Annotated in this window: 20 protein-coding genes; 14 read left to right on the top strand and 6 right to left on the bottom strand. The window is 68.7% G+C overall.

Going from position 1 to position 22,080, the window contains the following annotated elements; genetic code table 11:
• The first annotated feature begins 72 nt into the window (after positions 1 to 72).
• From KF892_16010 to KF892_15985, 6 genes are all read left to right on the top strand, one after another.
• Entirely contained in the window at positions 73 to 852 is a 780-nt protein-coding gene (locus tag KF892_16010) for a cobalamin-binding protein (GenBank protein ID MBX3626525.1), read from the top strand.
• 11 nt (positions 853 to 863) lie between these two features.
• Positions 864 to 1,502, top strand: coding sequence for a MarC family protein (locus tag KF892_16005; GenBank protein ID MBX3626524.1), 639 nt, complete (start codon positions 864 to 866; stop codon positions 1,500 to 1,502).
• Positions 1,503 to 1,582: 80 nt separating this feature from the next.
• The gene (gene creD, locus KF892_16000) at positions 1,583 to 2,944 is read left to right on the top strand and encodes a cell envelope integrity protein CreD (protein ID MBX3626523.1); all 1,362 of its coding nucleotides are present in this window, start codon (positions 1,583 to 1,585) and stop codon (positions 2,942 to 2,944) included.
• A gap of 90 nt (positions 2,945 to 3,034) precedes the next feature.
• Positions 3,035 to 4,696 (top strand): GMC family oxidoreductase N-terminal domain-containing protein, encoded by a 1,662-nt coding sequence (locus KF892_15995; protein ID MBX3626522.1) that lies wholly within the window; start codon positions 3,035 to 3,037, stop codon positions 4,694 to 4,696.
• A 26-nt stretch (positions 4,697 to 4,722) separates the two neighbouring features.
• Positions 4,723 to 6,996 carry a GGDEF domain-containing protein gene (locus KF892_15990; protein MBX3626521.1) on the top strand — a complete coding sequence of 758 codons (2,274 nt, stop codon included), beginning with the start codon at positions 4,723 to 4,725 and terminating at the stop codon, positions 6,994 to 6,996.
• A gap of 128 nt (positions 6,997 to 7,124) precedes the next feature.
• The gene (locus KF892_15985; GenBank protein MBX3626520.1) at positions 7,125 to 7,361 is read left to right on the top strand and encodes a hypothetical protein; all 237 of its coding nucleotides are present in this window, start codon (positions 7,125 to 7,127) and stop codon (positions 7,359 to 7,361) included.
• 91 nt (positions 7,362 to 7,452) lie between these two features.
• On the opposite strand, the gene KF892_15980 is transcribed toward KF892_15985, so the two are convergent.
• Positions 7,453 to 8,478: an NAD-dependent isocitrate dehydrogenase gene (locus KF892_15980; GenBank protein MBX3626519.1), complete on the bottom strand. Its 1,026-nt coding sequence runs from the start codon at positions 8,476 to 8,478 to the stop codon at positions 7,453 to 7,455.
• A 129-nt stretch (positions 8,479 to 8,607) separates the two neighbouring features.
• Entirely contained in the window at positions 8,608 to 9,138 is a 531-nt protein-coding gene (locus KF892_15975; GenBank protein MBX3626518.1) for a sigma-70 family RNA polymerase sigma factor, read from the bottom strand.
• A gap of 142 nt (positions 9,139 to 9,280) precedes the next feature.
• Between KF892_15975 and KF892_15970 the strand changes: the two genes are divergently transcribed.
• From KF892_15970 to KF892_15960, 3 genes are all read left to right on the top strand, one after another.
• Complete coding sequence (locus KF892_15970) at positions 9,281 to 9,994, top strand: response regulator transcription factor (GenBank protein ID MBX3626517.1); 714 nt, start codon at positions 9,281 to 9,283, stop codon at positions 9,992 to 9,994.
• Positions 9,991 to 11,520, top strand: coding sequence for a HAMP domain-containing histidine kinase (locus tag KF892_15965; protein ID MBX3626516.1), 1,530 nt, complete (start codon positions 9,991 to 9,993; stop codon positions 11,518 to 11,520). The genes KF892_15970 and KF892_15965 overlap by 4 nt, the downstream gene beginning before the upstream one ends.
• A 273-nt stretch (positions 11,521 to 11,793) precedes the next feature.
• Positions 11,794 to 12,552 (top strand): TSUP family transporter, encoded by a 759-nt coding sequence (locus KF892_15960; GenBank protein MBX3626515.1) that lies wholly within the window; start codon positions 11,794 to 11,796, stop codon positions 12,550 to 12,552.
• Here the strand turns inward: KF892_15960 and KF892_15955 are convergent.
• Genes KF892_15955 through KF892_15945 form a run of 3 tightly spaced genes read right to left on the bottom strand, consistent with a single transcriptional unit; the run spans position 12,549 to position 15,402 of the window.
• The gene (locus KF892_15955; GenBank protein MBX3626514.1) at positions 12,549 to 13,856 is read right to left on the bottom strand and encodes an NAD(P)-binding domain-containing protein; all 1,308 of its coding nucleotides are present in this window, start codon (positions 13,854 to 13,856) and stop codon (positions 12,549 to 12,551) included. The genes KF892_15960 and KF892_15955 overlap by 4 nt on opposite strands.
• Positions 13,849 to 14,781, bottom strand: coding sequence for an NAD-dependent epimerase/dehydratase family protein (locus KF892_15950; GenBank protein MBX3626513.1), 933 nt, complete (start codon positions 14,779 to 14,781; stop codon positions 13,849 to 13,851). Before KF892_15950 ends, KF892_15955 begins: the two co-directional genes overlap by 8 nt.
• Before the next feature lie 3 nt (positions 14,782 to 14,784).
• Positions 14,785 to 15,402: a TetR/AcrR family transcriptional regulator gene (locus tag KF892_15945; GenBank protein ID MBX3626512.1), complete on the bottom strand. Its 618-nt coding sequence runs from the start codon at positions 15,400 to 15,402 to the stop codon at positions 14,785 to 14,787.
• A 170-nt stretch (positions 15,403 to 15,572) separates the two neighbouring features.
• Here KF892_15945 and KF892_15940 point away from each other — a divergent pair, with 170 nt between their 5' ends.
• Positions 15,573 to 16,388, top strand: coding sequence for an HDOD domain-containing protein (locus KF892_15940; protein ID MBX3626511.1), 816 nt, complete (start codon positions 15,573 to 15,575; stop codon positions 16,386 to 16,388).
• Here the strand turns inward: KF892_15940 and KF892_15935 are convergent.
• A complete protein-coding gene (locus KF892_15935) occupies positions 16,385 to 17,362 on the bottom strand; it encodes a substrate-binding domain-containing protein (GenBank protein MBX3626510.1) in 978 nt (325 codons plus the stop codon). The genes KF892_15940 and KF892_15935 overlap by 4 nt on opposite strands.
• A gap of 203 nt (positions 17,363 to 17,565) precedes the next feature.
• On the opposite strand from KF892_15935, the gene KF892_15930 reads away from it, so the two are divergent.
• From KF892_15930 to KF892_15915, 4 genes are all read left to right on the top strand, one after another.
• Complete coding sequence (locus KF892_15930) at positions 17,566 to 18,597, top strand: glycoside hydrolase family 5 protein (GenBank protein MBX3626509.1); 1,032 nt, start codon at positions 17,566 to 17,568, stop codon at positions 18,595 to 18,597.
• Between the two features lie 317 nt (positions 18,598 to 18,914).
• Positions 18,915 to 20,168, top strand: a complete 1,254-nt coding sequence (locus KF892_15925; protein MBX3626508.1) for an extracellular solute-binding protein — start codon at positions 18,915 to 18,917, stop codon at positions 20,166 to 20,168.
• 49 nt (positions 20,169 to 20,217) lie between these two features.
• Positions 20,218 to 21,207, top strand: coding sequence for a sugar ABC transporter permease (locus tag KF892_15920; protein MBX3626507.1), 990 nt, complete (start codon positions 20,218 to 20,220; stop codon positions 21,205 to 21,207).
• Positions 21,204 to 22,073 (top strand): carbohydrate ABC transporter permease, encoded by an 870-nt coding sequence (locus tag KF892_15915; protein ID MBX3626506.1) that lies wholly within the window; start codon positions 21,204 to 21,206, stop codon positions 22,071 to 22,073. The genes KF892_15920 and KF892_15915 overlap by 4 nt, the downstream gene beginning before the upstream one ends.
• The last annotated feature ends 7 nt before the right edge of the window (positions 22,074 to 22,080 follow it).

Raw genomic sequence — 22,080 nt, 5'->3', positions numbered from 1 at the left:
TGCAAACCCACGCAAATAGTGGAAAGCCCTGCAATTCGCTCAAGGTGAAACTGTTGTTTTGAGACCTGCCCGATGCGAAACCTGCAGGACATTCGTATTGCAAGCCTGGTGCCCAGCCTCACGGAGCTGGTAGTAGAGCTGGGTTTGGAAAGCCACCTGGTCGCGCGCACCGGGTTTTGCATCCACCCTGCACCGCAGCTGCGCGAGGTGCCCAAGGTCGGTGGCACCAAGGATGTGAATCTCGCCAAACTGCGGCAACTCGCGCCCACGCACGTGCTGGTGAATGTGGATGAAAACCGGCACGACATCGTGCCGGCGCTGCAGGCGATGGGCGCCGAGGTGGTGGTCACCCACCCGAACGGCCCCGACGACAACCTGCCGCTCGTCGACCAGCTCGTACAAGCCTTCGGCCACCTCCCAGAGGTGGCCGCGCGTGGTGCGCGGCTGCATCAAATGCTGCGCGACGAGCTTGCGCACAGCCGTGCTTTCGCGTCTGCGCCGCAGCAGGTGCTCTACCTCATCTGGTGCGGCCCGTGGATGACGGTTGCGCGCGACACCTACATCTCGCGCATGCTCGCCACGGTGGGCTGGAGCACGTTGCCGGCGGTCGAGGGCGGTGCGCACGGTGCGGCGCGCTACCCCGTGGTGCGCGGCGACGAGCCCTGGCTGCGCTCGGTGCAGCGGGTGCTGCTGAGCTCCGAGCCCTTCCGCTTCGACGACGCCCACCTGCGCGAGGCGCAGGCGCTGTGCCCGCAGGCGATCGTGCAGCGGGTCGACGGCGAGCTCGTGAGCTGGTACGGTCCACGCGCCGTGCCCGGGCTGCGCTACCTGCGCGAGCTGGCGGCGGCCTGACCGGAGCCTCGATGGACCTTCTCAAACCGCTGATCGCGCTCTTGGCCATCGTCAACCCGATCGGGGCGATCCCCTTCTACATCCACTTCACCGAAGGCTTCAGCGCCGAGCAGCGCCGCCGCACGGTGCGCGTGTCGGCCTTCAGCGCGTTCTGCGTGATCGCCATCAGCGCCATCGCGGGCCTGAAGATCATCGAGTTCTTCGGCATCTCGCTCGCGTCGTTCCAGGTCGGCGGCGGCACGCTGCTGCTCATCTCGGCGCTGCAGATGCTCAACGCCCGCCCGGCCGAGACCCGCGACGAAGACGTGACCGAAGGCGACGACAAGGTCGATGCCGGCGACAGCATCGCCGTGGTGCCGCTCACCATCCCGCTCCTCACCGGCCCGGCCACCATCTCGACGATGGTGATCTACGCCGACAAGACCCGCCATTGGTGGGAGCTGGCCTACCTCGTCGGCTACGGCGTGGTGATCGGCCTCTCGGTGTGGCTCGCCTTCAGCGCCGCCGGCCGCATCGCCCGCGTGCTGGGCAAGACCGGCATCAACGTGATGACGCGGCTGATGGGTCTGATCCTCGCGGCGCTCGCGGTCGAGGTGATGTCCGACGGGCTCATCAAGCTCTTCCCGGTGCTCACGGCCACCTTGCGCTGACTCACTTCACGCAGGCTTCATCCCGGCTTCACCGCGGGCTTTGACAGTGCGGCGCTTCCATCCACAAGGGAGCCGCACCCATGAAACTGAACCCCCTCCTCGCCAAGGCCCTGGCTTTGGCCGTGATCGTCGGCCTGCTGATGCTGGGCCTGGGCCGCATCGGCAGCCTGGCCGACGAGCGCCAGCAGCGCTTCCATGAAGCGGTGGCCAGCGTCGAGCAGAGCCAGGCCGGCCGCCAGGCGGTGCTCGGCCCCGTGCTGCACAGTCAGTGCAGCGAGGAATGGGACAGCATCACCGGCGAAGGTCGCGAGCGCAGCACCACCACGCACCGGCGCGAGTTCCAGCTGACGGCCACGCCGCGCCAGCTCTCGGTGCAGGCGGTGGTGTCGATGGAGCCGCGTTACCGCGGGCTCTTCAAGGTCAACACCTACGTGAGCCGCACGCAGCTCACCGCGCAATGGCCCACGCTCGCCGCGCTGCGCCCGGTGGCCGAACACGCCGGCTCGCGCCTCGTCTGCCAGGCGCCGGTGCTGATGGTCGGCGTGAGCGATGCCCGCGGCATCCGCCAGGCCACGGTGCAGGTCGCGGGCGACACCCTCACGGTCGCCGCCGGCACCGGCCACGCGAGCCATCCGCGGGGCTTCCACGCGCTGTTGCCGGAGGCGCTGCGCCAGGCCAATGCACCCGTCACCGCCGAAGTCACGCTCGAACTCGTGGGCACCGCCGACCTGGCCATCGCCCCGGTGGCCGACGACACGCGCATGAAGCTCGACGCCAACTGGCCGCACCCGTCGTTCGGCGGGCGTTTCCTGCCGGTGGCGCGCGAGATTCGCGCCGATGGCTTCAGCGCCACCTGGCAGATGTCGTCGCTGGCCACCACCGCGCCGCTCGACTTCGCCCGTGGCGCCGGCCTGTGTGGCGGGCAGGATGGCCCGGAAGGCAAGTGCATCGAGAGCTTCAACGTCTCGTTCATCGACCCGGTGAACCCCTATTCGATGAGCGACCGGGCCATCAAGTACGGCCTGCTCTTCATCGCGCTCACCTTCGTGGCCGTCGGCATGGTGGAGGTGATGCGCCGCCTGCGGGTGCACCCCATCCAGTACCTGCTGGTGGGCAGCGCGATCTCGATCTTCTTCCTGCTGTTGCTGAGCCTGTCGGAGCACCTGGCGTTCGGGCCGTCGTATGCGGTGGCGAGCGCGGCCTGCGTGGCGCTGCTTGGCTTCTATGGGCGCTACCTGTTGGGCGGTGCGAAGGCCGGGGCGATGTTCGCCGCCGGCATCGCAGGGCTGTACGGCGCGCTCTACCTGCTGCTGCAGCTGGAGCAGAGCTCGCTCGTCATCGGCTCGGGGCTGCTCTTCGTGGTGCTGGCCGCGGTGATGGTGATGACGCGCCGTGTCGACTGGTATGCGCTTCTGCGCACGCCGGCCCCGGCGAACAATTGAAACCAACACGTTCACCACACCCCGGGTCAAGACGGGGGTGGAAGGCCCGAGGCGGCGGCTAGACTTTGCGGCGAACCGCAGGGCGCCGTCTTGAACCCTTCCCCTCCTCCCGTCTACGACTACATCATTTGCGGCGCCGGCACGGCTGGCTGCCTGCTGGCCAACCGGCTGAGCGCCGACCCGAAGAAGCGCGTGCTGCTGATCGAAGCCGGCGGCAAGGACGACTACCTCTGGATCCACATCCCGGTCGGCTACCTCTACTGCATCGGCAACCCGCGCACCGACTGGCTCTACCAGACCGAGCCCGACCCCGGCCTCAACGGCCGCCGGCTGCGCTACCCGCGCGGCAAGGTACTCGGCGGCTGCTCGAGCATCAACGGGATGATCTACATGCGCGGCCAGGCGCGCGACTACGACCACTGGGGCGCGCTCGGCAACGAGGGCTGGAGCTGGCGCGAATGCCTGCCCGCCTTCATGAAGCACGAAGACTTCCACAAGGGCGCCGACGAGTTCCACGCCGCCCCCGGCTTCGACCCGCTGGGCAAACGCCCTGGCGGCGAGTGGCGCGTCGAGAAGCAGCGCCTGCGCTGGGACGTGCTCGATGCGTTTGCCGAAGCCGCGCAGCAGGCCGGCATCCCGCACAGCAACGACTTCAACCGCGGCGACAACGAAGGCGTGGGCTATTTCGACGTCAACCAGCGCCGAGGCATCCGCTGGAACGCGGCGAAAGCCTTCCTGCGCCCCGCGCTCGACCGCGACAACCTGCAGGTGTGGACCGGCGCGCACGTCTCGCGCATCCTCTTCGGCGAGGGCGACGACGCGCGGCGTGCCATCGGCGTCGAGGTGCTGCCGCACGGCGGCGGCCAGCCCGAGATCGCGCACGCGCGCGGCGAGGTCATCCTGGCGGCCGGTGCGGTCAACACGCCGCAGATCCTGCAGCTCTCGGGCCTCGGCGCTGCGAGCCAGCTGCAGCACCACGGCATCGCGGTGCGCCACCACCTGCCCGGCGTCGGCGGCAACCTGCAAGACCACCTGCAGATCCGCGCCGTCTTCGGCGTGACGGGCGTCAACACCCTCAACATCCAGGCCCGCCACTGGTGGGGCAAGGCCCTGATCGGCCTCGAGTACCTCGTCAAGCAGACCGGCGCGATGAGCATGGCGCCTTCGCAGCTGGGCGCCTTCACCCGCAGCGACCCGTCGCAGCCGCACCCGAACCTCGAATACCACGTGCAGCCGCTCTCGCTCGACGCCTTCGGTGAGCCGCTGCACCCGTTCAACGCCTTCACCGCCAGCGTGTGCAACCTCAACCCGACGAGCCGCGGCCATGTGCACCTGCGCAGCGCCTCGCCGCTCGATGCGCCGCTGATCCAGGCCAACTACCTGAGCACCGACGCCGACCGCCACATCGCCGCGCAGTCGCTGCGCCTCACGCGCCGCATCGTGGCCCAGCCGGCGCTCGCGAAATACGCGCCGAAAGAGATCAAGCCCGGCCCGCAGTTCGAGACCGACGACGAACTCGCGCGCCTGGCCGGTGACATCGGCACCACCATCTTCCACCCGGTGGGCACGGCCAAGATGGGCCCCGAGGCCGACCCGCTCGCGGTGGTCGATGCGCGCCTGAAGGTGCATGGCGTGCGGGGCCTGCGGGTGGTCGACGCGAGCGTCATGCCCACCATCACGAGCGGCAACACCAATTCGCCCACGCTGATGATCGCCGAGCGTGCCGCCGGCTGGATCCTCGCCGGCCAGTAAGACAAGAACACGCGACGCCCGCGCCCTTGGACTACACCCTCTCCTTCGGCTTCACCACGGCCATCAACCTCATCGTCGGGTTGTCGCTGCTGCTCACCTGGTGGCGCGACCCGCGGCAGGTGTTCACGCGCGACCTCGGCTGGGCCTACCTCGCGCAGACGCTGGTGCCCGTGGCCTACATGCTGAGCACGCGGGCGCCCGGGCCGGCCAGCCGGGGTGTGGGCACGCTGCTGGTGGTGGTGGTCTCGGCGCTGTACGTGGGGCTGCTGATGCTGGGCAGCGCGCGGCTGGCCGGCTATGTGCCGACGCGCCGACACATCCTCGGTCTCTTCGGTGGCCTCTTCCTGCTCGGCATCGGGCTGATCCAGATCGACGCGCGCTGGGCGCAGGCCTCGAGCGCCACGCTGCACATGGCGGCCGGCATGGTGGCGCTCGGCTGGCTCTGGCACCGCGGCTTCGCCGAGCGGCTGGTCGGGCTGCTGCTGGTGCTGGTGGGCGTCAACCAATACATCTTCGTGGTGGTCGGTGAGGCCGGCCTGGGCGTACAGCTCGCGATCGCCGGGGTGCTGCGCCTGATCCTCGGGCTCACGCTCTTGCACACCGCGGTCACCCGCTCGTCGGAGGAGTCGCGCCGCCTGCGCCTGCGTTTCCAGCAGCTCGTCGAGCACTCGCACCAGGGCGTGGCCGTGGTGCAGGGCGAGCGGGTGCTGTACGCCAACCCGGCGCTCTTGCGCATCTACGGCCTCAGCTCGCTGGCCGACCTCAACACCTTCTGGCGTGGCCCGGCCGCGCTCACCGAGAGCGAGCGCCTCGCCTCGCGCGAGCGGCACCGCCAGCTGATCGACGGCGAGATTCCGCAGGCGAATTGGGACGGCGTGCGCGTGCGCGCCGACGGCACACCGATCCAGCTGCGCTTCACCGCCTGGCGCATCGACTGGGACGGCCTGCCCGCCGAGCAGGTCGTCGTGACCGACGAGACCGTGCAGCACAACGCCGCCCGCGCCCTGCAGCACCAGGCCACGCACGACGGCCTGACCGGCCTGCCCAACCGCAACGCCTTGCGCGAGCGCCTGCGCCAGCTGTGCGCGCAGCCCGGCAAGCGCTTCGCGCTGATGCTGCTCGACGTCGACCGCTTCAAGCTCTTCAACGAAGCCCACGGCCATTCGCTCGGCGACGAGGTGCTGCGCACGCTGGCGAGCGCCCTGCAGCAGGCGGTGAATGGCGACGCCCAGGTGCTGCGCCTGGGCGAAGACGAGTTCGCGCTGATCTCGCCCAGTGCCGACGACGAGCCCAGCGTGCGCGGCCTCGGTGCGCTGGTGCGCGAGCGCCTGGCGCAGGCGCTCACGGTGCAATCGTCGAGCGACGGGCAGCACGAGTTCTTCCTCGACGTGTCGATGGGTGCCGCGCTGCACCCGGTCGGCCCCGGCACGCCCGAGGCGCTGCTGCGCGCGGCCACCGCCGCCATGCACCGCGCCAAGGCGGTGCCGGGCACCTCGCTGCAGTTCCCGCCCGAAGGCTTCGAGCGCGGCTCGGGCCAGGTGCTCGATGCCGAGCAGGGCCTGCGCGCCGGTGTGAGCAAAGACGAATTCGTGCTCTTCTACCAACCCAAGGTCGATGCGGCGAACGGCGCGCTGCTCGGCTTCGAGGCGCTGGTGCGCTGGGACCGGCCGGGCCTCGGCCGCATCGCCCCGAGCGATTTCATTCCCGCCGCCGAACGCACCGGCCTCATCGGCCCGCTCGGCCGCCTGATCCTCGCCCAGGCCTGCCAGCAGATCGCCCGCTGGCGCGCCGAGCATGGCGAGGCCTTCCCGGTGGCGGTGAACGTGTCGCCGCTGCAGTTGATCGACACGCAGTTCCCGCAGCTGGTGGCCGACACGCTCGCGCAGTACCGCGTGCCGCCCGCCCTGCTCACGCTCGAGATCACCGAGAGCGCTGCCGTCACCCACCTCGAGCAGGCGCGCGACCAGATCCGCCAGATGCGCGAGCTGGGCGTGCGGGTGGCGCTCGACGACTTCGGCACCGGCTTCTCCTCGCTCAACCTCCTGCGCAGCCTGCCGGTGAGCACGGTCAAGATCGACCGCTCGCTGATCGAGCCGCTGCCCGCACCCGACGCCGCCGCGGTGATCAAGGCGATCTGCCAGCTGGCCGCCGTGCTGCAGCTCGACGTGGTGGCCGAAGGCGTGGAGACCGAGGCGCAGGCGCAGGCCGCGCGCCACGCCGGCTGCCAGGTGCTGCAAGGTGCGCTCTACGCGCCGCCGCTCACCGTCGACGACGCCGGGGCTTGGCTGGCACGGGCCTGACACGCAAGAGGCCCGGCGCCGATGCGCGCCGGCGGTGTTGAAAACGGCCGTTTTTGGTGGCGACATCGCTCAAGGTGAGTGCTCCCTCAAGGCCGCTCCACTAGAGTGTCGCCCGCACTCCACACCCCATGGCCTCGCTCGCTGCCCTCACCTCCGGTTCGGCCCTGCCCGCCGCCATCGACGCCTCCATCAGGAAAGGCGCGGTCGATGGCCCACCGCTGCCGACGAAAGAGCTGAACGTGCATGTGCCTGCGGCGCCCATCACGCTCGACAACGGCGGGGCTTACACCATTACCTTGTACGGCGGGCCGTCGATGAGCTTCTCGGTGCACGCCAAGCCCGGCAGGTTGCTCGGTACCGCTTAGAAGCGGACGCGGGCCGAGCGCCGGGCCGCTCCCAAGCCGGCCCGCATCCCCTTCGGGGGATCGCCCAAGGTACCCGTTGGGCGAGGGGTCGTCATCCCAGTCGTTTCACCAGCGCCTGTGCGAAGGCCGATGTGCTCGCCGTGCCGCCGAGGTCGCCGGTGCGCACGTTGTCGACGTTGAGCGTCTCGTCCACCGCGCGGCGCACGCGCTCGGCCTTGTCATGCAGCTTCACGTGGTCGAGCATCATCGCGGCGGCCAGGATCAGCGCCGTCGGGTTGGCGATGCCCTTGCCGGCGATGTCGGGTGCCGAGCCGTGCACCGCCTCAAAGATGGCGGCGTCGGTGCCGATGTTGGCGCCGGGCGCCATGCCCAGGCCGCCGACCAGTCCGGCCACCAGGTCGGACAGGATGTCGCCGAAGAGGTTGGTCGTCACGATCACGTCGAACTGATACGGGTTCAACACCAGCTTCATCGCGCAGGCGTCGACGATGATGGTCTCGAACTGGATCTTGCCTTTGTACTTGGCGTCGTACACCTGCTGCGCCGTCTCGAGGAAGATGCCCGTGAGCGCCTTCATGATGTTGGCCTTGTGCACCACGGTGATCTTCTTGCGACCGGTGGCGATGGCGTGCTCGAAGGCGAACTCGAGCAGGCGGCGGCTGCCGGCGCGGGTGTTGATGCCGGTGGCCATGGCCACGGCATGCGGGTCGCCGTCGATCGCCACGTAGTGCTCGTGCCCGATGTACAGGCCCTCGAGGTTCTCGCGCACGATCACGAGGTCGATGTTGTCGTAGCGACCGCCCGGGATCACCGTGTGTGCCGGGCGCAGGTTGGCGTAGAGCTGGAACTCCTCGCGCAGGCGCACGTTCGACGAGCGGTAGCCGCTGCCCGAGGGTGTCTCCAGAGGGCCTTTGAGCGCGAGGCGGGTCTTGCGGATGCTGTCGAGCGTGGCCTTGGGCAGCGGGTCGCCCGCGGCGGCGATGCCGCCCAGGCCGGCCACCTGCCGGTCCCATTCGAAGGGCGCGCCGACCGCGTCGAGCACCGCCAGCGTCGCGTCCATGATCTCGGGGCCGATGCCGTCGCCGGGGATGAGGGTGGCGGGGAGGGTCTGGGGCATGGCGCGGCCTTTCGGAAGTTTCGCAAGCAAGGGACGGGGTGAGAGTGCGGCAGGATACCCGCCGCAATCCGCATGCCAGTGCGAAGCCGGGCGCGGTTCGCCCGGCGATGAATGTCAGTTCATCAGCTGTCAGTTCATCAACTGTTTGCGCGCCCGGTGCAGGCGCACGAAGAGGTTGTCTTCGCTGATCGAGAGCGCTGCGCACACCGCCTCGGTGGGCTGGTCCTGCAGCACGCGCAGCTCCACCACCTCGCGCAGGCTGGCGGGCAGGGCGTCGATGCGGGCGAGCGTCTGGCGCAGGGCTTCGCGCTGGGTGGCCACCTCGTCGGGCTGGGGCTGCGGGCAGGCGACGGCGTGCGCGGCCTCGTCGGGGCCTTCTTCGTCCAGGCTTTCCAGGCCGACACGGCTGCGCACCAGGTCGACGATCTTGTGCTTCAGGATGGCGGTGAGCCAGGAGCGCAGCGCCGCGCGGCCGGCAAAGGCAGCGCGGCCGGAGATCACCGCCTCGAACACGTCGTGCACCACGTCTTCGGCCAGCATCGGGTCGTGCAGCTTGCGCTGGGCGAAGCGCACCAGATAGCTGCGGTGCGAGACCATTTCCGTCCAAGCCACCGGCAGGAAGGTGGACGGGGCGGCGAAGTTGGCGGCGGCTGCGGTCATGGTGGGCTCCTGGGGGTGTCGTGGTGCGATGGAGCTCACTGTCGCGAGCGCGGCTCGCGCCCAGCTCACCGAAGATCACAGGAAGATCACATTTGCATCAGATGCGTGTCAGGGCGCCGGGGCTCGACACGACAATCCCCGCATGCCTGCCAACATCCTCGTCGCCGAAGACCAGACCGACATCCGCGAGCTGATCGCGATGAACCTGCGCAGCGCCGGCTACGAGGTGCAGGCGGTGGCCGATGGCCCCGCGGCGCTGGCCAGCCAGGCCGAGGTGGCGAGCGACCTCCTGATCCTCGACTTGATGATGCCGGGGCTCGACGGGCTGGAGGTCTGCAAGGCGCTGCGTGCGCGCGGACGCACCACGCCCATCCTCATGCTCACCGCCAAGGCCACCGAGCTCGACCGCGTGCTGGGCCTGGAACTCGGGGCCGACGACTACCTGACCAAACCCTTCTCGCTCGCCGAGCTGCTGGCGCGGGTGAAGGCGCTGCTGCGCCGGGCCGACCTGCAACGTGCGGCCCAGCAAGGCCAGGCCGGGCAGACCGGCTGGGTGCGCAATGGCGAGCTGGAGATCCTGCCAGCGAAGCGCCAGGTGAAGCTGCGCGGCGCGGAAGTGGAATGCACCGCGCTCGAATTCGACCTGCTGCTGTACTTCGCCAGCCACCCCGGCCATGTGTACTCGCGCTCGCAGTTGCTCAACGCGGTGTGGGGCTACAGCCATGACGGCTACGAGCACACGGTGACCACGCACATCAACCGCCTGCGCGCCAAGCTCGAAGCCGACCCGATGCGGCCGCAGTTCATCCTCACGGTGCGCGGTGCCGGCTACAAGATGCGAGACGCCCCGGGATGAGCGTCCGCCTCAAGATCGCGCTGACGATCTTTGCGACGGGCTTCGTCACGGCGCTGGCCGTGCTCGCCACCGTCCTCGTCGCCTTCCAGCGCTTCGAGCACGAGACCACCTTCCAGCGCTCGTCGGCCTTCCTCACGCGGGTGGTGGCCCAGTACGACAACCTGATCGAGCTGCACGAGCGCCACCCCGACGACTTCCAAGCCTTTCTCAAGAACCTGGTGCTGTTCGAGGCCGACACCCAGCTCTATCTGCTCGACCCCGAGGGGCGTGTGCTCGCGAGCACCGGCTCGGTGGTGCTGCCGCCCGACTTCCGCGTGGCGATGGCGCCGGTGCGCCAGGCCGCCGCCGTCACCCCCAGCCCCTATGTGATGGGTGACGACCCCGAGCGCATGGATGCCGACGCGGTGGTGGCCGCGCGCGCGCTCAGCCGCAAGGCGATCGGGGGCAGCGACCCGATGGCGGGCTACCTCTATCTCGTGTGCCACAAGGAGGGCCTGCCGGCAAGCCGCTGGCAGGCGCTGCGCAGCGCGTTTGCACGGCCGGCGATGGGGCTGATCGTGGCCATCATGACGCTCACCACCCTGCTCGCGGCGCTGGTGATCGCCTCGGTCACACGCCCGCTCCAGCGGCTCACGAGCGCGGTGGCGGCGCTGTCGATGCACGGCCTCGGGAAAGACGGCCTGCAGGAAGGCGTCGCCGAGGCCCAGCCGCTGCTGCCACCCGCCACACGCGACGAATTCGGCCAACTCACCTTGGCCTTCGGCGCCATGCTCACGACGCTGCGCCAGCAGTGGGACGCGCTGCGCCGCCTCGACCACTTCCGCCGCGAAGCGGTGAGCAACCTCTCGCACGACCTGCGCTCGCCGCTCACCGCCACCACCGCCTGCCTGGAGACGCTGCAGACCCGCTGGGCCGGCGACCCCGCGCGCGGCGACGACCTGCGAATGGCCGAGGTGGCGCTGCGCAACACCCGCAACGCCGCGCGCCTGGTGCAGTCGCTCGGCGACCTGGCCACGCTCGACGAGCCGAGCTTCCAGCTGCGCCCCGAGGTGGTCGACCTGAACGAGCTGCTGGCCGACGTGGCCGCGCGTTTCGCCGAACGTGCGCTGCAGCGCGGCGTCGCGCTCGACGCCGAGCACCGCGATGAGCCGGTGGCCGCCGCCGTCGACATCGAGCTCTTCGAGCGCGCCCTGGCCAACCTCGTCGACAACGCGCTCAAGTTCTGCGGCGCCGGCAGCCGCATCACGCTGTGCGCCGACGCCGAGGGCCGCGAGGTGGCGGTGACGGTGGCCGACACCGGCCCCGGCATTCCCGCCGCCGACCTGCCCCACCTCTTCGACCGCTTCTACCAGGCGCGCCAGACGGTGGCGCCCGCCACCGGCGAAGGCGGCAAGGGGCTGGGCCTGGCCATCGTCAAGCGCATCGCCGAATTGCACGGCGGCCGGGTCGAGGTGGTGAGTGCACCGCAAGAAGGCACGCGCGTGCACTTGTTTCTGCCACGCGATCTGCCCAGCGCCACACGCTGACCGGCCGGCGCCCCAGGATGGCGCAGGAAAACCCCTAGTGTGTGCGCCAAAACAGCGGCCTACAGTCCGCCCACTCGCGGCCGGCAGGCCTGATCTGCCGGGCACTGGCGGGGGTCTGAGGAGACATTCAACGCGTCAAGGGCTAGCGCCTGCAGGCGCACAAAAGCTGGCGCCCAGAAGGCGACACGGCCGATGACAAAATCCAAAGGCGCCAGGGTCACCCCTGGCGCCTTTGTTATTTCCGGCGCATGACGCCGGCCCCGAAAGCGCCCCCTGGAACTCCTCACCGTCACCCTCGCCTCGCTGTTCGCGGGCTTCGTCGACGCCATCGTCGGCGGCGGCGGGCTGATCCTGGTGCCGGCGCTCTTCAGCGTCTTTCCCACCGCCGCGCCGGCCACGCTCTTCGGCACCAACAAGGGCGGCGCCATCTGGGGCACGGCTTGGGCCACCTACCAGTTCTCGCGCAAGGTCGAGATGCGCTGGGCCGCGCTGCTGCCCGCGGCCGGTGCCGCGCTCGTCGGCAGCTTTGCCGGGGCCTGGGCCGTCACGCTCGTGAGCCCCCATGGCCTGCGCAAGGCCCTGCCCCTCGTGCTGCTGGCCGTGCTCGTCTACACGCTGCTGCGCAAGGACCTCGGCCGCCAGCACACGCCGCGCTTCAGCGGTCGGGCCGAAGCGCTGTTGGCGGGTGCGCTGGGCGCGGTCATCGGGTTTTATGACGGCTTCTTCGGCCCGGGCACCGGCAGCTTCTTCGTCTTCGCCTTCGTGCGCCTGCTGGGCTACGACTTCCTCCACGCGAGCGCCAGCGCCAAGCTGCTCAACACCGCCACCAACGCCGCGGCGATTGCGCTCTTTGCCTTCAAGGGCCACGTGTGGTGGCACATCGCCGCCGCGATGGCGGTGGCCAACGTGATCGGCAGCCTGCTCGGCACACGCCTCGCGCTGAAGCACGGCGCGGGCTTCGTGCGCGGGGTGTTCATCCTCGTGGTCTCGGCGCTGATTGCGAAGACCGGCTGGGACGCGCTGCACCTCTAGGCTGTGGCCCGGCCGCGTGCCATGTCGCCACGGAGCTGCTTCGCGTAGTCGCGGAAGTCGACTTCCAAGGTGTAACGCGCCGAGCCCAGGTAGCGCTTCGCCTGGTGCCGGTGGTGGCGGGCGATCTCCTCCTGCATGGTGCGCAGATCGGGCAGTGCGGTCTCACCCGCAAGAACGGACGCCACCCAGCGCGCCTGGATCTCCACCAGCGGAATGGTCGGCCCGATCGGCTGCACCAGGCCCACGAAATACAGCCCCGGGTGCTGCGGGGAGAGCATTCGCCGGTACAGCGACACCGGCTGGTCGTTCACTTCGAAGAGTTCCTTCGCCAGGAACGGGAAGCTCGTCTTGTAGCCCGTCGCATAGATGATGGCGTCGACCGGCGCGGTGCTGCCGTCGTCGAACGCGACCTGCGCACCCTGCAGCTCGCGCACGTTGGGCTTGATGCGGATCCAGCCGTGGCCCACGTAAGGCAGCAGCTCCTGCGACAGCGTGGCGTGCTCGCGCCAGATGGGGTGCGCGGGCTTGCGCACGCCATAACGTTCCTGGTCGCCCACGGCGAGAAACGCGAAACGCCGCACCAGCTCGCGCGCCACGACGGTCGGCAGCTTCAGCTTGCGCATGAAGACGCCCGACCAGCGGTCGATGGGCACGCCCATGATGTATTTGGGCATCACCCAGGCGCTGCGCCGCGTGGAGAGGATCGTGCTCTTCGCCGACTTGCAGACGTCGACGGCGATGTCGACGGCCGAGTTGCCGATGCCCACCACCATCACGTGCTTGTCCTGGAAGGGCTCGGCGGTGCGGTAGTGGTGTGAATGGATGGCCTCGCCGTCGAAGTGGCCGGGGAAGGCCGGCAGGCGCGGGTCCCACAGGTGGCCGTTGGCGACCAGCACGGCGCGGTAGCGCTTCGTCTCGCCGGAGGAGAGGCGCACGGCCCAGGTGCCGTCGCCGGCGGGGGTGACTTCATCCACTCTCGTGTTGAAGCGGATGTGCGGCTTCACGCCGGCCTTGTCCGCGTAGGCATCGAGGTAGTCCATCACCTCCCAGTGCGAGAGGAAGTCGGGGTAGGTCTCGGGGATGGGGAAGTCGGCGTAGCCGAGGTTCTTGCGGCTGGTGTCGATGTGCAGGCTGCGGTAGGCCGACGACAGGCCGTTGTCGTTCTCGTAGCGCCACATGCCGCCGATGGCGGAGCCGATCTCGAAGCACTCGAAGGCGACGCCCCGTTCCTTCAGCGCCTTGGCCTGGGTCACGCCGGAGGAGCCGGCGCCGATGATGCAGACGGGGAGTTGAGGTTCAGGCATCGGGGGGCCAAGTCTCCAGGTAGGCGTCGACCAACGCCAGTGCGTCGGCGTCGGGCGTCAGGCCGAGCGCCAGCGCACGGGCCGAGGTGAAGGCGCGCGGCCAGCCGTCGACGATCGCCTGCAGTTGTGCCTCGGGCTGCCAGTGCACGCGGCCGGTCGCACCGCGTTGCGCCACGGCAGCGGCCAGCGCGGCCGGGGTGACGGTGAGCGAGGGCAGGTTCATCACGCGTGTCGGGCCGAAGCGCTCGGGCGGCAAGGCTTGCAGGGCGAGAAAGCCCCCCACCACCTTCTGCACCGAGGCCACCGGCACGCGGGTGTCGGGCGCCAGCGGGCAGATAGCGTCGCGGCCGTTCAACGGCTCGCGGATCAGTGCGGCGATGCGGTCCGACACACTCCCGCTCGGCGGCCCCGGGTGCGTGAGCACGACCGGCAGGCGCAGCACCCGCGCGTCGAGCGCGCCGCGCCGCGAGTAGTCGTTGAGCAGCAGCTCGGCCATCGCCTTGTGCGTGCCGTAGGAGGTCTGCGGGTTCTGGGCGACGGTGTCGTCGACCGTGTCGGGCACGTCGCCGCCGAAGGTGGAGATCGAGCTCGCGAAGACGAACGCGGGGCGCTTGCGCTGCGCCCGGCAGCGCTCCAGCAGCCGCATCAGCGCGTGCACGTTGACGGCCATGCCACGCTCGAAATCCATCTCGGCATCGAGCGTCAGCGTGGCGGCGAGGTGGAACACCGCGTCGACGGGCTTGGCGAACAGGTGGTCGACGAAACCGTCGTCGCAGATGTCGCCCTGCTCGCCGCCGCTCACCGGCCGGTTGTCGGCCAGCAGCAGCTCGGTGATGGGTTGCCCGCCGAGGTGGCCCTGGGCCTGCAGCACCCGCCTCAGGCGCGAGCCGATGAAGCCCGCCGCGCCGAGGACGAGCACCCGCATCGTTCAGTCGGCGTAAGAGAAGCTGCGGTAGGTCGAGATCAGCCGCTGGTAGGCCGACATGGCGCGCTCGTGCGCCAGCGGGTCGCGCACGAAACGCGATTCGTGCAGGAAGCCGACCATCAGGCTGTTGATCTCGAAGGTGAGCTGGCCCGGGTCGGTCTCGGAGCGCAGGTGGCCCTCTTCGATGCAGCGCACGATCGCGCCCTTGAGCAGCACGCGCCACGCGAGCACGGCTTCGAGCAGCTCGTCGCGCAGCTGGCTTTCCACGTGGTCGAGGTCGAAGGCGGCGGTGGCGTGCAGGCCGCCGGCGAAGGCGTTCTCGCCGGTGCCGCGGCCGATCCACAGCCGCATGATCGCGTTCAGGCGCGGCAGGCCACGCGGTGCGCTGAGCGAGGGGGTGAACACGTTGGCCACGAAGATGCGGCTGTATTCCTTGATCACCATGCTCTGCAGCGCTTCGACAGAGCCGACACGGGCGAACACCCCGCTCTTGCTGATGTCCATGCGCTTGGCGACTTCGCCGAGCGTGACGGCCTGCAGGCCCTCCACCACGGCGATCTGCAAGGCGGTCTTGATGATGGCTTGGAGCGTCTGTTCGCTTTTGGCGAGCTTGATGGTCATGTGTCGACCCTCTTTGCGGGGATGTCACGCAGTATAAGAAGGCAGGCACCGAATGGCACGGCCGTTCGTCAAAGCAATTGAAGCCATGCTTTGGGTGGTCTGTTCGGTTGATTGACCCGTTCTGCCTTGCGTAGCATGGTCCGTGAAGTATTGACTTTGATGGAGGCCCCATGCCCGTGGACCCCAAACTGCGCTCCCTGAACATCGATGTGCCGGCCCAGCCGGAGGTGCTGGTCAAGCTCTCGCTGCTGCTGGCCGACGACGAGGTCGACCTGCCCACGCTCGGCCGCCTGGTCGAGTCCGACATGGCGCTGGCCGCCGCGGTGATGAAGGCGGTGAACTCCTCGCTCTACGGCCTGAAGGGCCGGGTGCAGAGCGTGCAGCAGGCGGTGATGTACCTGGGCACCCGCGAAGTGGCGGCGGTGACCTTCGAATTCGGCCTGCGCGCCGTGTTCCCGGCGGTGCCGGAGCTGGAGCCGGTGTGGCAGCGCGCCAGCGTGCGCGGCCTGCTGATGGGCCGCATCGGGCAGGCGCTCAGCGTCGACCCCTGGGGCGCCCACTCGGCCGGCCTCTTTGAGGAGTGCGGCAAGGCCGTGCTCTACAAACACGCCCCCGAGGTCTACCAGCCCATGCTGGCCTCATCGGCCAACGACATGGAGCTGGTCGAGCGCGAATACGAAGCCTTCGGCGTGAGCCACGATTCGCTGGGTGCTTCGCTCTGCGAAAGCTGGGGCCTCGGCCAGGCGGCAGTGGCAAGCGTGCGCCACCACGTGCGGGTGAACGCGCTGCGGCAGCTGCCGGCGCAGGCACCGCGGCGCGCCATCTGTGCGCTGTCGGCGCTGGCCAATGCGCTGATGACCGACCCGGATTCGCTCGATGAAGTAGCGCAGGCGGTGGCACCGCAGGCGATGCTGGACCAGACGCTGGTGTTGCGCGGCGCCCGCAAGGTGCAGCAGGCCATCGAAGACGCTGCCGCGCGCGGCTAAAGCCTGCGCGTCGTTTCTCTGACGATCAACTCCAGCGCCGGCAACTCGATCTCCGGCACGCGGTGCCCGAGCATGTTGAGCAGCGCGTGCGCGGCGAAGAGCCCCATCTCGTAGATCGGCTGGCGCACCGTCGTGATCGGCGGCGTGAGGTAGGCCGCGGCGGGCAGGTCGTCCACTCCCACCAGTGACAGGTCGTCGGGCACGCGGATGCCGCGGCGGTACATCGCCACGCGCGCGCCGAAAGCCGTCTGGTCGTTGGCGGCAAACACCGCGGTGAACGGGTGGCCGCTGTCGAGCAGCCGGTTCATCGACAACAGGCCGCCGCTTTCCAGGAAGTCGCCCTGCACGATCAGCTCGGGCGCCACCTCGATGCCCGCCTCCGCGTGCGCTCGACGGTAGCCCGCCAGGCGCTCGGTGGCGTCGAAATGGTCGCGTGGGCCGGCGATGTGGGCGATGCGCTTGTGGCCGAGGCTGATCAGGTGGCGGGTGGCGATGTAGCCGCCGTGCTCCTGGTCGAGCTGGCGGCTGCGCAGGTTGGGCGCGCTCAGCTGGCGGCCCGTCACGACGATGGGCTGGTGGCGCGCGAAGTCGATGATCTGCGCGTCGTCGAGGTGGCCGGTGAGGATCACCAGGCCATCGATGCGGCGCGCCAGCAGCAGGCGGATGCGCTCGGCCTCTTCCTTCGCATTCCAGTGGCCGCTCACGATGATGGGCGCGTAGCCGCTGCCCGACAGGCCCTCTTCGATGCCCCGCATCGCGCGGTTGAAGAAGGGGCTTTCGATGTCTTGCGTGAGCACGCCCACCGTCATGGTGGTGCCCGTCTTCAGGCTGCGCGCGAAGAGGTTGGGCTTGAAGTCGAGCTTGCGGATCGCGTTCTCGACGGCGGTGCGCTTGTCGGAGGCGACCCGCGCGGTGCCGTTGAGGATGCGCGACACCGTGCTGGCCGAGACGCCGGCCTCGCGGGCCACGTCCAGCACCGTGATGGCCGTGATGGTCTCGGGCGCGGGAGTCGAACTCTGGTGGTCGTTGGGTGAGGTCACGGCGTCAGGCACAGGTCAGGAAAGGGGTGCAGGCGCGCGGGATGATAACGTTTTCAAGCCGCGAGTGTGGGCCACTTGCGTGCCGTTCCAGCCCCCGCCCGCCAGCCACAACCCACCCACGACACACGGAGACAACCATGCCCCACCCCTTCAGATCGCTGCTCGCGAGTCTGGCACTTCTGGCCGCCGGGCCCACGCTGGCGTGCGACGGCCAGCAGCCGCCGCAGGCGCGCGCCGAGAGCTGCAACCGGCTGCTCGCCAAGAGCATCAATTTCGGCAACATGCTCGATCATGCCCGCGAAGGCATGGCCGGCCCCGCCTTGCGCGACGAGTTCATCGCGCTCACCGCGAAGGCCGGCTTCACCGCCATCCGCCTGCCCATCCGCTGGGACGCGCAGGCCGCCGACAAGCCGCCCTACACCATCGACCCTGAGTTCTTCGCGCGCATCGACGGCGTGGTGAAACTCGCGCTCGAGCACCGGCTCGCCATCGTGCTCGACATGCACCACTACACCGGGATGATGAGCGACCCCGACGCCGAGCGCGCGCGTTTCCTCGGCCTGTGGAAGCAGGTCGCCGAGCACTACCGCGATGCGCCGGCGCAGGTGATCTTCGAGGTGCTCAACGAGCCGCACGACAAGCTCACCCAATCGAAGTGGAACGACGCGCTGGCCGCCGTGCTGCCCGTCATCCGCGCGAGCAACCCGAACCGCACGCTCATCGTCGGCGGCTCCGAGTGGAACAGCCGCAAGATGCTGTGGTTGCTCAAGCTGCCTCAGGACGACCGCAATCTCATCGCCACCTTCCACTACTACGAGCCGATGGAGGTCACCCATCAAGGTGCCGAATGGGTGAGCGGTGCCGGCGCGTGGATGGGCAGCACCTGGCGTGGCCGCGCACCCGAGCTGCGGGCGCTGCGCGAAGCCTTCGACGGCGTGGCCGACTGGGCCAAGCGTGAGCAGCGGCCCATCTACCTCGGTGAGTTCGGTGCCTACTCCAAAGCCGACAACGCGAGCCGTCTCGCGTGGACCCGCGCCGTGCGCGAGCACGCCGAAGCGCGTGGGTTCTCCTGGGCGTATTGGGAGCTCGCTGCCGGCTTCGGCGTGCTGGACCCGCACGCGCTCAGCTGGCGCAAACCGCTGCTCGAGACCTTGTTGCCGGCGCGCTGAAGTGCGTCGCCGACGAGACAAGGGCTTTCCCTAGGTTTGTGGCTTTCTGGGGTTTCCCGTGTTGACACCCTCCCGTCACGGGCGATGAAATACGCGCCGTTGTGAAATCGATTTCACATGAAATCGGGTCACATCCCCGCCGACACGGCCGCCCCGTTTCCACCCTCTTACCGAGAGGAATGGCAGACGGGGCGCATGAGGCGATCGAGTGCGCGGGGCATGTGATCGGGTTACATGCGCCGCATTTCGTGAAAACGATGCCAGACGTTGAAAACAACGATGGCAGTCGAGCCCAGACGGAGACACAGATGAAAAACATGATCAAGCCGCTGCTGCTGGCCCTGGCCGGCGTCACCTTTGCGCTGGCGACCGCCGGCGCCAGCGCCCAGACCAAGGTGACCCTCACGGTCGCCTCCTTCCCCGACCTCGACCGTGGCGTGAAGGCCGCGATCCCGCTGTACCAGAAGCTGCACCCCGAGGTGGAGATCAAGCTGGCGTCGCTCGCCTACCCCGACCACCACACCGCGATGACCACCGCGCTGGCCACGGGCTCCAACCTGCCCGACGTGATGGCGGTCGACAACGACTTCATCGGCAAGTTCGCCGAATCGGGCGGCCTGGAAGACCTGTCGAAGGCGCCCTACAACGCGATGCAGTACCGCAGCAAGGTCGCGAAGTTCAGCTACCCGCAGGCCATGAGCGGCACTGGCGCGCTGAACGCGATGCCGGTCGACATCGGCCCGGGCGCGATGTTCTATCGCAAGGACCTGACCGACAAGGCCGGTGTCACCGAAGCCGACCTCACCAAGAGCTGGGAGTCGTACATCGAGGCGGGCAAGAAGGTGAAGGCCGCGACCGGCGCCTACATGCTCGGCAATGCGGTCGACATCAAGGACATCTACATCCGCTCGGGCCTGAAGGACGGCGAAGGCATCTACTTCGACAAGAAGGGCCAGCCGCTCGTCACCAGCGCCCGCTTCGCCAAGGCGTTCGAGCTGGCCAAGGCCGCCCGCACCGCCGGCATCGACGGCAAGATCGGTGCCTGGTCCAACGAATGGACCGAAGGCTTCAAGCGCGACCGCATCGCCTCGCAGATGATGGGCGCGTGGCTCAACGGCCACCTGACCAACTGGCTGGCCAAGGAATCGGCTGGCAAGTGGCGCTCGGCCCAGCTGCCCAACAACTCGTTCGGCTACTGGGGCGGCTCGTTCTACGCCATCCCGAAGAAGGCACAGAACAAGGCCGCGGCGTGGGAGTTCATCAAGTTCCTCACGCTCAACAAGGAGATGCAGCTCGAGGCCTTCCGCAAGCTCGACGCCTTCCCTTCGCTGATCGAAGCGCAGAACGACGACTTCCTGAACCAGCCGATCGAGTACCTCGGTGGCCAGAAGGCCCGCCAGCAGTGGAAGCTCGCGGCCGACAAGATCCAGGCCATCGCCGTCGACAAGTACGACCCGGTCGCGCGTGAGGTGGTCAATGCCGAGCTGGAGAAGGTGCTCGAGCAGAACAAGGACATCAAGACCGCCCTGGCCGACGCACAAGCCACGCTCAAGAAGCGCGTGCGCCGCTGATCGCCGCGGATGAAGCAGAGAAGAGTCTGGGCGCGCCATCATGCAGGCCATGTCTGAACCCCTGACCCCGGAGGCGCGCACCGCCGCGCCGACCGAGCTGCGCCACAAGCGCACGAACCTGCGGGCCCGTCTGCGTGGATGGGTGCCCTACCTCTTCATCAGCCCGTTCTTCGTCATCTTCCTGGTGTTCGGGCTGTTCCCGCTGCTGTTCTCGGCCTACCTCTCGTTCCACCGCTGGGAGCCGGCCGCCGGCCTCGCGGCGATGGAATGGGTCGGGTTCGAGAACTACGTGTACATCGTGTTGAACGACGACTGGTTCCACAAGTCGCTCTACAACACGGGCTGGATGGCCATCGTCTCCGGCGTGCCGCAGCACCTGGTGGCGCTGCCGCTCGCGTTCTTCATGCACATGGCGTTCAAGCGCTGGCGCAACGCGGTGGTGGGTGCCTATTTCCTGCCCTTCATCACCTCGAGCGTGGCCATCTCGCTCGTGTTCTCGACCCTCTTCTCGCGCGACTACGGCGTGATCAACGCGAGCATCGCAGCGCTCCACGAGCTGCCGGTGTTCAGCTGGTTCCTGCCCGCGCAGAACATCGACTGGGGCCAGCCGCAGTACACCAAGTGGATGATCTCCTTCGTCGTCTTCTGGCGCTACGTCGGCTGGAACACGGTGCTCTATCTCTCGGCGATGCAGACCATCCCGAAGGACCTCTTCGAAGCCGCCACGATGGACGGCGCCACCCGCTGGCAGCAATTCCGCCACGTCGTGCTGCCGCTCCTGCGCCCGATGATCTTCTTCGCGGTCACGCTCACCATCATCGGCAACCTGCAGCTCTTCGAAGAGCCCTTCATCCTGACGGGTGGCACGGGCGGCATCGACCAGGCCGGCAAGACCGCGGCCATGCACATGTACGCCACCGCCTTCGTCGACGGTGACTTCGGCACCGCCTCGGCCGTGGCCTGGCTGCTCTTCATGCTGATCGCTGCCGTGACCTGGCTCAACAACAAGCTCCTGGGCCAGAAGGAGGACAAGGCATGAGCGCCACCCTCGCCCTGCAGGCGCCGCGCCCGCGCCGCGCCGGCGTCAACGTCGGCCAGCTCACCGCCTACGCCATCGTGCTGGCCGGTGCGCTGCTGATGCTCGCGCCCTTCTACTTCATGTTCATCTTCGCGACGCACAGCGACCGCGAGATCCTGTCGCTGCCGCCGCCCATCTGGTTCGGCAACCACTTCGACGACAACCTGAAGCTCCTGCTCGAGCGCCTGCCCCACTGGTGGCAGAACCTCGGCTGGAGCGTCTACGTGGCACTCGCCGTCACCGCGGCCAACCTGCTGCTGTGTTCGCTCGCGGGTTATGCCTTCGCGATGTTCGAGTTCCGCTACAAGAAGCAGCTCTTCGTCTTCGTGATGGGCACGATGCTCTTGCCGAGCTTCGTGGCAATGATCCCCACCGCGCTCATCATGAGCGGCCTCGGCTGGATGAACCAGCCCAAGGCGCTGATCGTGCCGGCCGCCTGCGGCGCTTTAGGCATCTTCATGATGCGCCAGTACATCGCCTCGGCCATCCCGCGCGACCTGCTGGATGCCGCGCGCATCGACGGCTGCAGCGAGCTGGGCATCTACTTCCGCATCGTGCTGCCGCTCATCGGCCCGGCACTCGGCACGCTCGGCCTCGTGACCTTCATCGCCTCGTGGAACAACTTCATGGGCCCGCTCATCGTGATGCGCGACATGGAGATGTACACCGTGCCGCTCGCGCTGCGCTCGCTGCAGGGCACGGGGCAGACGCCCTGGGGCGCCATCTGCGCCGGCTCGTCGATCGCGGTGCTGCCGCTGCTCGTCATGTTTGCGATGGCCTCGCGCCGCCTCATCGAAGGGCTCACCGCCGGTGCGGTGAAGGCCTGACGCTCAT

It is taken from the genome of Rhizobacter sp. (assembly GCA_019635355.1).
In the GTDB taxonomy this organism is placed as follows: Bacteria; Pseudomonadota; Gammaproteobacteria; order Burkholderiales; family Burkholderiaceae_C; genus Rhizobacter.
This window is presented reverse-complemented; position numbering and strand designations above follow the sequence as displayed.